The organism is Citrobacter sp. wls716 (genome assembly GCF_005280975.1).
Classification (GTDB): domain Bacteria; phylum Pseudomonadota; class Gammaproteobacteria; order Enterobacterales; family Enterobacteriaceae; genus Citrobacter; species Citrobacter youngae.
Genome location: NZ_SZWX01000025.1, coordinates 75939 through 88462 on the forward strand (window position 1 = coordinate 75939; position 12524 = coordinate 88462).

A 12524-nucleotide genomic window follows, 5' to 3' on the forward strand; every position below is an offset into this window, starting at 1 on the left:
GCGACGCCTTATCCGGCCTACAAAAGTGCATAAACGTAGGCCGGGCAAGCGAAGCGCCCCCGGCCTCGTGTTTTACAACCGCACCGAATCAATATGCCAGATGTTTTCGGCGTACTCTTTGATCGTCCTGTCCGACGAGAAGTAGCCCATGTTGGCGATATTAATCATCGACTTGGTGGTCCACTCTTCCGGATGACGATACAGTTCATCAACCTTATCCTGGCAATCAACGTAGCTGCGATAATCCGCCAGCACCTGATAGTGGTCGCCAAAGTTAATCAATGAGTCCACCAGGTCACGGTAGCGTCCCGGCTCCTCAGGGCTGAATACGCCACTGCCGATCTGCGTCAGCACCTGATGCAGCTCTTCATCTTTCTCGTAATACTCACGCGGCTTGTAACCCTGACTACGCAGCGCCTCCACTTCTTCCGCCGTATTACCAAAGATAAAGATATTTTCTGCGCCCACATGTTCCAGCATCTCGACGTTGGCACCATCCAGCGTACCGATGGTCAACGCGCCATTCAGCGCAAATTTCATGTTACTGGTCCCGGAGGCTTCGGTCCCGGCCAGTGAAATCTGCTCAGACAGGTCGGCGGCAGGAATAATCACCTGCGCCAGGCTGACGCTGTAGTTAGGAATAAACACCACCTTCAGCTTGTCGCCAATCTGTGGATCGTTGTTGATCACTTTCGCGACATCGTTAATCAGGTGAATGATGTGCTTCGCCATGTAATAGGCCGAAGCCGCTTTACCGGCGAAGATATTCACACGCGGCACCCACTCGGCGTCAGGATCGGCCTTAATGCGGTTGTAGCGGGTGATCACATGCAGCACGTTCATCAGCTGACGTTTGTACTCGTGAATACGCTTGATCTGCACATCAAACAGCGATTTCGGATTCACCACCACATTCAACTGCTGCGCGATGAGCGTCGCCAGTCGCTTTTTGTTCTCCAGCTTCGCATGACGCACCGCCTGATTTACCAGCGGGTAATCGCAGTGTTGTTCCAGTTCGCTGAGCTGACTGAGATCGGTGCGCCAGGTACGGCCAATGTTCTCATCCAGCACATTGGAAAGCGCCGGATTCGCCAGCGCCAGCCAGCGACGCGGCGTCACGCCGTTGGTAACGTTGCAAAAACGGGTCGGGAAGATCTTCGCAAAGTCAGCAAACAGCGACTGTACCATCAGGTTGGAGTGCAGTTCCGACACGCCGTTAACCTTGTGGCTCACCACCACCGCCAGCCATGCCATACGCACCCGGCGGCCGTTGGATTCATCGATGATCGACGTCCGCCCCAACAGACCCGTATCGCTCGGATACTGCTCCTGCAGCGTTTTCAGGAAGTAATCGTTAATCTCAAAGATAATTTGCAGGTGGCGCGGCAGAATTTTACCCAGCATATCCACCGGCCAGGTTTCCAGCGCCTCGCTCATCAGCGTATGGTTGGTATACGAGAAGACCTGACAGCACACCTCAAAGGCATCGTCCCAGCTAAACTTGTGCTCATCAATCAGCAGACGCATCAGCTCAGGGATCGACAGCACCGGATGGGTGTCATTGAGGTGAATAGCAATTTTGTCCGCCAGGTTGTCGTAGGTTTTGTGTAGTTGGTAATGACGACTCAGGATATCCTGCACCGTGGCGGAGACCAGGAAATACTCCTGACGCAAGCGCAGCTCGCGTCCCGAATAGGTGGAGTCATCCGGATACAGCACGCGGGAAACGTTCTCGGAGTGGTTTTTATCTTCCACCGCCGCAAAGTAATCGCCCTGATTGAATTTACCAAGGTTGATTTCGCTACTGGCCTGCGCATTCCACAGGCGCAGCGTGTTGGTGGCATCAGTGTCGTAACCGGGGATAATCTGGTCGTAGGCAACCGCGAGGATCTCTTCAGTTTCTATCCAGCGCGTTTTCTTGCCTTCCTGCTGAATACGCCCGCCAAAACGCACTTTGTAGCGCGTATTGTGGCGTTTGAACTCCCATGGGTTACCGTATTCCAGCCAGTAGTCCGGCGACTCTTTCTGTCGGCCATCAACAATGTTTTGCTTGAACATGCCGTAGTCATAGCGAATACCGTAGCCACGTCCCGGCAGTCCCAGCGTTGCCAGTGAGTCCAGGAAGCAGGCCGCCAGGCGCCCGAGGCCACCGTTGCCAAGACCCGGGTCGTTTTCTTCGTCGATCAGATCTTCAAGATCCAGCCCCATGCCTTCCAGCGCATTTTTGACATCGTCATAAATCCCCAACGATAACAGTGCATTGGAAAGCGTGCGGCCAATCAGGAACTCCATAGACAGGTAATAGACCTGTCGAGTTTCCTGGGATAATTGCGCACGATTAGAACGCAGCCAGCGCTCCACGAGACGATCGCGCACCGCGAACAATGTGGCGTTCAGCCACTCATGTTTATTGGCAATGACCGGGTCCTTACCAATCGTGAACATCAGCTTGTAGGCGATAGAATGCTTAAGTGCCTCTACGCTGAGTGTGGGCGATGCATAAGTAAATGGAGCATTCATATAGGTGATTCCTGGATAACTATTTCAAGCGATAGTAAAGCTCACGGTATGACTTCGCCGCGACTTGCCAGCTAAAATCCATGGTCATGGCCTGACGTTGTACAAACCGCCACAGCGAAGGCCGGGACCACAATACGAAAGCACGCCGGATCGCCCGTAGCAGCGACCAGGCATTACTATCTTCAAATACAAACCCACTGGCGATACCGTCCGCCAGGTTCTCCAGCGAACTATCAGACACCGTATCAGCCAGCCCACCGGTACGTCGCACCAGCGGCAACGTGCCGTACTTCAGTCCATACAATTGTGTTAAGCCACACGGCTCAAAACGGCTGGGCACCAATATCACATCAGCCCCGCCCATGATGCGATGCGAGAAGGCTTCATGATAGCCAATCTGTACGCCCACCTGGCCCGGATGTTCCGCCGCCGCGGCGAGGAAACCTTCCTGCAATACCGGATCGCCCGCGCCGAGCAACGCCAGTTGTCCGCCCTGCTCTAACAGCCCCGGCAGCGCTTCCAACACCAGATCCAACCCTTTCTGGCTGGTCAGGCGACTGACTACAGCAAACAGCGGCACTTTATCGTTAACCTTAAGTCCCATCGCGATCTGTAGCTGCCGTTTGTTCTCCGCCTTATCTTCCAGCGTGTCACGCGTATAGCGCGACGCCAGCAGCAGATCGGTTTCCGGGCTCCAGATTTTTTCATCAACGCCGTTCAGCACGCCGGAAAGACGCCCTTCGCGATGGCGCTGCTGCAACAAACCTTCCATGCCGTAGGCGAACTGCGCCTCGGTAATTTCCCGCGCGTAGGTCGGACTGACCGCCGTAATGTGGTCGGCGTAGTACAACCCGGCCTTCAGGAACGAAATCTGGCCGTTAAACTCCAACCCGTGCACATTAAAGAACGACCATGGCAATTGGATGTCATCCATATGCTTTGCATAAAACATGCCTTGATACGCCAGGTTGTGTACGGTGAACACCGATTTCGCCGGATGGCCACGCGCCGCCAGATATGCCGGCGCCAGGCCAGCGTGCCAGTCGTGCGCATGCACCACATCCGGGCGCCAGAATGGATCAAGGCCGCAGGCCATTTCACAGCCGACCCAACCCAACAGCGCAAAACGCAGCACGTTATCGGTATACGCAAACAGGTTCGTATCGTGATACGGGCTCCCGGGACGGTCATAGAGATGTGGCGCATCAATCAGATAAATGCCGACGCCGTTGTAATGTCCGAACAACAGCGTTATCCGTCCGGCGAAGGTATCCCGACGCGTCACGACCTGCGCATCGGGAATGCCGCGACGAATATCAGGAAACGCCGGAAGCAATACGCGGGCATCCACACCGTCCGCAATTTGTGCCGCAGGTAACGCCCCAATAACATCCGCCAGTCCCCCGGTTTTTAACAGGGGGAACATCTCTGAACAAACGTGTAAAACCTGCATTATCGCTCCTGTTTGATTTGCAGTTTGCGTAGCATTTCACGCGTGACCAGCACAATGCCTTCCTCTGAGCGGTAGAAGCGACGAGCATCTTCTTCCGCATTTTCGCCAATCACCATGCCCTCAGGAATGATGCAGGCGCGATCGATAATGCAACGACGTAAGCGGCACGAACGTCCCACCCACACTTCAGGTAACAACACTGCCGAATCAATGTTACAGAAAGAATTCACCCGCACGCGCGGAAACAGTACGGACTGCACCACCACCGAACCCGAAATAATACAGCCACCGGAAACCAGCGAGTTCAGCGTCATTCCGTGGCTACCGGAACGGTCCTGCACAAATTTCGCCGGTGGCAGCGATTCCATGTGCGTTCGGATTGGCCAGTCCTGGTCGTACATATCCAGTTCAGGCGTCACCGAAGCCAGATCAAGGTTCGCCTTCCAGTAGGCTTCCAGCGTCCCCACATCGCGCCAGTACGGCTCGGATTCCGGGTCAGACTGCACGCAGGACAACGGGAATGGATGTGCATACGCCATGCCAGCTTCGGTGATTTTTGGAATGATGTCTTTGCCAAAATCGTGACTGGATTTTTCATCGAGATCATCTTCCGCCAGCAGTTCATACAGATAATCGGCGTTGAAAATGTAGATCCCCATACTGGCAAGAGATTTGGTCGGATCGCCTGGCATAGCTGGCGGGTTGGCAGGTTTTTCAACGAACTCGATAATTTTATCGGTGTCGTCCACGTCCATTACGCCAAACGCGCTGGCTTCTTCGATCGGCACAGGCATACAGGCCACGGTGCAGCGCGCGCCTTTCTCGACGTGGTCGATCAGCATGCGTGAGTAGTCCTGCTTATAAATATGATCGCCCGCGAGGATCACCACATATTCCGCTTTATAGCGTCGAATGATATCCAGGTTTTGGGTCACCGCGTCCGCCGTGCCGCGATACCAGTTTTCACCCTGCATTCTCTGCTGGGCAGGCAGCAGATCGACGAACTCGTTCATCTCTTCGCTAAAGAACGACCAGCCGCGCTGAATATGCTGCACCAGCGTGTGGGACTGGTACTGAGTGATCACGCCGATACGGCGGATCCCGGAGTTAATACAGTTGGATAAAGCAAAATCGATAATGCGGAACTTACCGCCAAAGTGCACGGCGGGCTTGGCTCGTTTGTTGGTTAAATCTTTCAGACGGGTTCCGCGGCCACCGGCCAGGATCAGGGCAACAGATTTTAATGGCAGCTGGCGCGCCAACATTACACGATCGTTCTTCTCTAAACTCACCATGACTAACTCCTTTTTATCTTCTCTGGAACACACACAGTCCGTGCGCAGGTCCCTGCCAGACAGCCGTAAGCACCGGATTATCCTCTCCGGCAAATGGGGGAATGGCGTGCCATTCCCCTTCAGGTAAAACGATATCTGTCACCTCAAGCGTGGCGTTTATTGCAATCAGGAAACGGTCTGAAAGCTGGATTTGCATCTGCCTCGGGCCGTTTTGCCACTCATCCGCACTTAAGGGTTGTGCGTACTTATTCAGCCAACGAACATTGCCATCGCCCTCTTCCCACCAGCAATCCCCCGTTAATGCGGGTATTTGCCGGCGCAGATGAATCAGCGCGGCAGTAAATGTGGTTAGCCCACTGTTTGCCTGCTGCCAGTCCAGCCAGGTTAAGGCGTTATCCTGACAGTAAGCGTTATTGTTGCCGTGCTGGCTATGACCATGCTCATCGCCCGCCAGCAACATCGGCGTCCCCTGGGAGAGCAACAGCGTGGTTAACAGCGCATGAATGCTGTCGCGCCGCCGTTCAATCAGGTCCAGCGTGCCGCCTAATCCTTCTTTACCATGATTGTCGCTGTAGTTATTGCTAGTGCCGTCGCGATTTTCCTCACCATTCGCTTCATTGTGCTTATTTGTGAAGCACACACAGTCGCGTAGCGTAAAACCGTCGTGCGCGGTCACCAGATTGACCGTGGCGCTGGGTTTGCGGCCATTGCGTTTAAACACATCGCTGGATGCGGCAAAACGCCCGGCAAACTCGCCCAACGAGAGATTACGCTGGAGCCAAAAGCGTCGCGTCGCATCGCGGAAATGGTCATTCCACTCGGCAAACGGAGGGGGGAAATTCCCCACCTGATACCCGCCTTCACCAATATCCCACGGTTCCGCAATCAGTTTGACGCGTGAGAGTAGCGGACAGGTTTGGATCGCGGTAAACAGCGGCGCATCCTGACGAAACGCAGGTGTACGCCCCATGACGGAAGCCAAATCAAAACGAAAACCATCTACATGGCAGGTTTCAACCCAATAGCGCAGGCATTCACATGCGTATTCCACAACGCCAGGATGGCTCAGGTTGAGGGTGTTCCCACAACCGGTCCAGTTGTAGTAATCACCATCGTCCCTGATCCAATAATAGCTACGGTTATCAATTCCGCGCAGCGAGAAGACAGGCCCTTCGAGATCCAGCTCGGCACTGTGGTTCAAAACGATATCGAGAATGACCTCAATCCCCGCTTTGTGCAGCGCTTTTACCGCGTCGCGAAAATCATCAAGCGCACTCTCCGGCGAGCAGGCATAGGCCGGATGCAGCGCGAACATCGCCACCGGGTTGTAGCCCCAGTAGTTCGACAGGCCCAGCCGCTGAAGTCGCGGTTCGCTGGCAAAATGCGCCACCGGCAGCAGCTCCAGCGCGGTAATACCGAGACGCTTGAAGTAATCGATCATCACCGGATGACCCAGCGCTTTGTAGGTTCCGCGAATCTCTTCCGGCAGGTCAGGATGCAAATACGTCAACCCTTTGACATGCGCTTCGTAAATCACGGTATTGCCCCACGGCGTGCGCGGCGGGGCATCATCCTCCCAGTCATAATGGTCGGACACCACCACGCCCTTCAGCGCGATGGCGGCGTTATCATGACGATCCGGTTCATTTAGCCCGCCGTGCAGCAGCGGGTTATCTTTTAACTCGCCCTCGACCCGACGGGCGCAAGGGTCGAGCAGCAGCTTGGCTGGGTTAAACCGGTGGCCCTGCTGCGGTTGCCATGGGCCATGTACGCGATAGCCATAGCGCAGACCGGGCCGGGCGTTGGCCAGATAGCCGTGCCAGATATCACCGCTACGCCCCGGCAGGTCGTAGCGGAGTTCGCAACCGTCCTCGTCAAATACGCATAATTCAACGCGTTCAGCGTGGGCTGAGAAGAGAGTAAAATTAACGCCATGGCCGTCATACGTTGCACCATGGGGGGTGGCGTTGCCGGTTGCCAGTTGCGTCATTCCCCCTCCCGAACCAGCCAGATCGTTGCCAACGGCGGCAACGTGAGGCTCAGTGAATGCTGCCGACCATGACTGGCGATTTCATCACTGTGCACCGCACCGCCGTTGCCGGTATTGCTGCCGTGGTAATGCATCGAGTCGGTGTTGAGGATCTCACGCCATTTCCCCGGCTGATTGATACCGAAGCGATAGCCGTGGCGGGGCACAGGCGTAAAGTTACTAACCACGATGATTTCATTGCCGACCTTGTCACGACGCACGAAAGCCAGCACCGAACGTTCGTTGTCATCCACCACCAGCCACTCAAAGCCATAGGCGTCAAAGTCGAGCTCGTGCAGCGCTTTGTGATGACGGTAGGTGTGGTTCAGGTCGCGCACCAGACGCTGTACGCCGTGGTGCCAGTTGTCGCCGCCTTCCAGCAGGTGCCAGTCGAGGCTGGCGTCGTGGTTCCATTCGCGTCCCTGCGCAAACTCGTTGCCCATAAACAACAGTTTCTTACCGGGGAAGGCCCACATCCAGCCGTAGTAGGCGCGCAGGTTGGCAAACTTCTGCCACGCATCGCCCGGCATGCGATCGAGAATGGATTTTTTACCGTGCACCACTTCATCGTGCGACAACGGCAGGACAAAGTTCTCGGTGTAGTTGTACAGCATGCCGAAGGTCAGCTTATCGTGGTGATGTTGGCGATAAACCGGATCCAGTTTCATGTAGTCCAGCGTGTCGTGCATCCAGCCGAGGTTCCACTTATACCAGAACCCTAAACCGCCCATGTCCTGCGGTCTTGAAACGCCAGCAAAATCAGTGGACTCTTCCGCCATGCTCACCGCACCAGGCACCTGTTCGCCAAGAATACGGTTGGTATTGCGCAAGAACTCAATGGCTTCGAGGTTTTCGCGACCACCAAATTCGTTCGGAACCCATTCCCCTTCTTTACGGCTGTAGTCGCGATAAATCATCGATGCTACGGCATCCACGCGCAGCGCATCAATACCAAAGCGTTCAATCCAGTACAGGGCGTTGCCCACCAGATAGTTGCTGACTTCACGGCGGCCATAGTTGTAGATCAGCGTGTTCCAGTCCTGGTGATAGCCTTCACGCGGATCGCTGTGTTCATACAAACTGGTGCCATCAAACTGAGCCAGACCAAAGTCGTCCGACGGGAAATGGCCCGGCACCCAGTCAAGAATGACGTTCAGCCCCGCCTGATGCGCGGCATTGACAAAATAGCGGAAGTCATCGCGCGTGCCGAAACGGCGGGTCGGCGCGTACATGCCGGTAGGTTGGTAACCCCAGCTACCGTCAAACGGGTGTTCGTTAATCGGCAACAGTTCGAGATGGGTAAAGCCCATCCACTTGGCGTAAGGCACCAGCTGATCTGCCAGCTCACGATAGCTCAGCCAGAAGTTGTTGTCGGTATGACGACGCCACGAGCCCAGATGCACTTCATAGATAGAAATCGGCGCATCAAACTGGTTGGCTCTTTTGCGCTCCTCGCTTTGCACCACTTTTTCCGGCAAACCACAGATAAGCGATGCGGTTTCCGGGCGCATTTGCGCTTCAAACGCGTAGGGGTCCGCTTTGATTCGCAGCTTACCGTTGGCATCGATCATCTCATATTTATACAGCTGACCCTGCTGGGCACCGGGGATAAACAGCTCCCAGATACCGCTTTCTTTGCGCAGGCGCATCGGGTGGCGTCGACCATCCCAGTAGTTGAACTGCCCAACCACTGACACGCGTTGAGCGTTAGGTGCCCAGACGGAGAAGCGCGTACCGGTTACGCCATCCATAGTATCCGCATGCGCGCCCAGCGTTTCGTAAGGTCGCAGGTGCGTACCTTCAGATAACAGCCAGGCATCCATATCCTGGATCAATGGGCCAAAACGATAAGGGTCATCAATCAGATTCTGCTGTCCATGCCAGACAACGGCCAACTGATAGCGAAAGAAATTTTTACGGCGGGGAAGTACAGCACAGAAAAAACCGCGAGAGTCGAGGCAATCCAGCTTGCCGACTTTGCGTCCGGTTTTGGGTTCGATCACCCACACTTCGGTGGCGTCAGGTAATAAGGCGCGGACTTCAAGTCCAGCGTCAGTTTGGTGCATACCGAGTACGGAAAAAGGATCCGCAAAATGGCCTGCAATTAGCGCATTAATCACGTCTCTATCGATACGAACGGACATGGTTGTCTTCCTGTTTATGGTGTCACCCCTTCCAACTGATTTTCGACATCAGGTAGCGACACTTTTTTTGACCTGAACGGCGCAGCACAATTGTGCATCCTCTCTGCGTCGTCCCACCTTCAGGCAACAACTTAATACCTCCGGTACTAAGTCACCCTTAAAGAATAGCCAATGCTTTATCTTACTCCTGGTAAAAAATGAAACATCTGCGCTTACTCCTGTATTACGCAAAAAAAAGGGTGACTCAGCACCCTTTGATCATTAACAAACCATTACGCCAGTTGACGTAACATGCGGCGCAATGGCTCCGCAGCACCCCAAAGCAGCTGGTCACCTACGGTAAAGGCTGACAGGAACTCCGGTCCCATATTCAACTTACGCAGACGACCTACTGGCGTGGTCAACGTGCCGGTAACGGCCGCCGGGGTTAACTCACGCATGGTGATTTCACGATCGTTTGGTACTACTTTCGCCCACGGGTTGTGCGCCGCCAGCAGTTCTTCCACGGTCGGAATAGACACATCTTTTTTCAGTTTGATGGTGAAAGCCTGGCTGTGGCAGCGCAACGCGCCGACGCGCACGCACAGACCATCAACCGGGATCACGGAAGACGTGTTGAGAATTTTGTTGGTTTCCGCCTGTCCCTTCCACTCTTCACGGCTCTGACCGTTATCGAGCTGTTTGTCGATCCACGGAATCAGGCTACCGGCCAGCGGTACGCCGAAGTTATCAACCGGCAGTTCGCCGCTGCGGGACAGGGTCGTTACTTTACGTTCGATATCGAGAATAGCAGAGGATGGGGTCGCCAGTTCATCGGCCACATGGCCATACAGATGACCCATCTGAGACAACAGCTCGCGCATATGACGCGCGCCGCCGCCGGAAGCCGCCTGGTAGGTCGCCACGGAGACCCAGTCGACCAGGTCGTTGGCAAACAGGCCACCGAGGGACATCAGCATCAGGCTAACGGTACAGTTACCGCCGACAAAGGTCTTAATGCCTTTATTCAGGCCATCGGTGATGACATCCTGGTTAACCGGATCGAGAATAATGATGGCATCGTCTTTCATACGCAGCGAAGAGGCCGCGTCAATCCAGTAACCCTGCCAACCGCTTTCACGAAGCTTTGGATAGATTTCGTTGGTATAATCGCCGCCCTGACAGGTCACGATGATATCGAGCGCCTTCAGCGCATCCAGATCAAAAGCGTCCTGAAGCGTGCCGGTCGCGGTTCCACCGAATGTCGGTGCCGCCTGCCCGAGCTGGGAAGTAGAAAAGAAAACAGGGCGAATGGCGTCGAAGTCACGCTCCTCAACCATGCGTTGCATGAGAACAGAGCCGACCATACCGCGCCAGCCGATAAAACCAACATTTTTCATAGCGTTTTTTCCTGCAGAGATGTGTGCTGTGTTTATACGTAAAATCATTCAAAATGCATCGAGGCGGCAAGCGAAGAAATCCCCATGAGCATAGAAAACTATGCGATTGGGGTTTCTGAGTGAAGCCAACAAAGAGGCAGTTTGAAGGATGATGCGTATATGTATGCCAGTGTCCTGGTGGCATATCCTTCACCATACAAAATGCAGCCAAAGTCGCAAGTGAAATTAATCAATGATAGCGAAGCCATCAGTAATGCGACTTATCCCGCTGCGCAAGCAAGCAGAAAGTCCGTGGTAATTATCAGGGAATTTGAGTTATGAATGAAATCATTTCAGCGGCAGTTTTATTGATCCTGATTATGGATCCACTCGGAAATCTGCCCATTTTCATGTCCGTATTGAAACATACCGAACCAAAACGCCGCCGCGCGATTATGATTCGCGAGCTGTTCATTGCGCTGTTAGTGATGCTGATATTCCTGTTTGCGGGCGAGAAAATTCTGGCATTTCTTAACCTGCGCGCGGAAACCGTTTCTATCTCCGGGGGCATCATTTTGTTCCTGATCGCCATTAAGATGATTTTCCCCAGCGCCACCGGGAATAGCACCGGGCTTCCGGCGGGTGAAGAGCCGTTTATCGTTCCGCTGGCGATCCCGCTGGTAGCGGGTCCAACAATCCTGGCTTCACTAATGCTGTTGTCGCATCAGTATCCTAATCAGATGGGGCATCTGGTAATCGCCCTGCTGATCGCCTGGGGCGGTACGTTTGTGATTCTGTTGCAGTCGTCGCTGTTTTTGCGTCTGCTGGGGGAGAAAGGGGTGAACGCGCTGGAGCGCCTGATGGGGCTGATTCTGGTGATGATGGCCACCCAGATGTTCCTCGACGGCGTACGGATGTGGATGAAGGGGTAATTTCTCCTTTTTGAACCGGATGACATGTTACCCGGAGAACGGTTCCGTTCACGTTATGTTCGTTGCTTCTCTGGAGTTTCTTCATCGGTGAACGTGTTAAGGGGGCTACGCAGCCCCCTTAACAATCCCGGCTCTCCGGCAGGAAAATTGTTGCTGCGCAATACCCTCCGCTTATTCCTCCAGGCTACCGGGCCGGGCGCGAGGAAACGTCCCTGTAAAACGCGCCCTGAGCCAGCATCCATGCTGGCTCCCCCGGCCTTACGGAAACACGTCGGCAATTTTCAGCCGGACCAGCCCACACCTGACCATCTGCGTTTTTATTTGAACAGGTTTGGACAGCAAAACAAATTTAACTGGAAGTCAGAGCGTTGAAGCGATGACACCGGTCCGGCTGAAAATCGATGAGGCGTTGACGGCTGACCGGGTCTGCCCGCAGGGATGCGGGCAGAGGGGACGGCCTGCAGGGACGCAGGCTCGGCCCCGACCCGACAGGCAGATGGAATAAGACGAATAACTCGCGCAGCGACGATTTTCCCGCCGGGAGCCTGGGTTGCAAGGGAGGAGGCGGTGAGCCTCCCTTGCACGTTCACGGGTATCAGCGCTTCAAAGAAATGACACCACTGAGGTGAACGGAAACCTGAGCAATAATCACATGTTCACCCTACATGCTTAACTGAACGGCATTGCGCTGTAATTTCAGGTATTCCTTATGCTTTTAAGTCGCTGATATAGCGTATTTTCATTTCTGCGAGGCGCCTTCCGGAATGCCCTCTTGTCAGCATCGTGGATAAGC

7 protein-coding genes are annotated in these 12524 nt (G+C 54.5%); 1 reads left to right on the forward strand and 6 read right to left on the reverse strand.

Features of this window, described 5'->3' with window-relative positions; translation table 11 throughout:
* Positions 1 to 72: 72 nt before the first annotated feature.
* The 6 genes from glgP to asd form a co-directional block, all read right to left on the reverse strand.
* Positions 73 to 2520, reverse strand: a complete 2448-nt coding sequence (gene glgP / locus FDX24_RS08285) for a glycogen phosphorylase (protein ID WP_048213566.1) — start codon at positions 2518 to 2520, stop codon at positions 73 to 75.
* Between the two features lie 19 nt (positions 2521 to 2539).
* Positions 2540 to 3973, reverse strand: coding sequence for a glycogen synthase GlgA (glgA, locus tag FDX24_RS08290; protein ID WP_061068744.1), 1434 nt, complete (start codon positions 3971 to 3973; stop codon positions 2540 to 2542).
* Positions 3973 to 5268, reverse strand: coding sequence for a glucose-1-phosphate adenylyltransferase (glgC, locus tag FDX24_RS08295; RefSeq protein ID WP_137364122.1), 1296 nt, complete (start codon positions 5266 to 5268; stop codon positions 3973 to 3975). The genes glgA and glgC overlap by 1 nt, the downstream gene beginning before the upstream one ends.
* Before the next feature lie 13 nt (positions 5269 to 5281).
* On the reverse strand, positions 5282 to 7258 hold the full coding sequence (gene glgX / locus FDX24_RS08300; RefSeq protein ID WP_137364123.1) for a glycogen debranching protein GlgX: 1977 nt from the start codon (positions 7256 to 7258) through the stop codon (positions 5282 to 5284).
* Complete coding sequence (gene glgB, locus FDX24_RS08305; RefSeq protein WP_137364124.1) at positions 7255 to 9441, reverse strand: 1,4-alpha-glucan branching enzyme; 2187 nt, start codon at positions 9439 to 9441, stop codon at positions 7255 to 7257. The genes glgX and glgB overlap by 4 nt, the downstream gene beginning before the upstream one ends.
* A 272-nt stretch (positions 9442 to 9713) precedes the next feature.
* Positions 9714 to 10820, reverse strand: coding sequence for an aspartate-semialdehyde dehydrogenase (asd, locus tag FDX24_RS08310; RefSeq protein ID WP_003023482.1), 1107 nt, complete (start codon positions 10818 to 10820; stop codon positions 9714 to 9716).
* A gap of 317 nt (positions 10821 to 11137) precedes the next feature.
* On the opposite strand from asd, the gene yhgN reads away from it, so the two are divergent.
* Positions 11138 to 11731: an NAAT family transporter YhgN gene (gene yhgN, locus FDX24_RS08315; RefSeq protein WP_003023480.1), complete on the forward strand. Its 594-nt coding sequence runs from the start codon at positions 11138 to 11140 to the stop codon at positions 11729 to 11731.
* Positions 11732 to 12524: the final 793 nt, after the last annotated feature.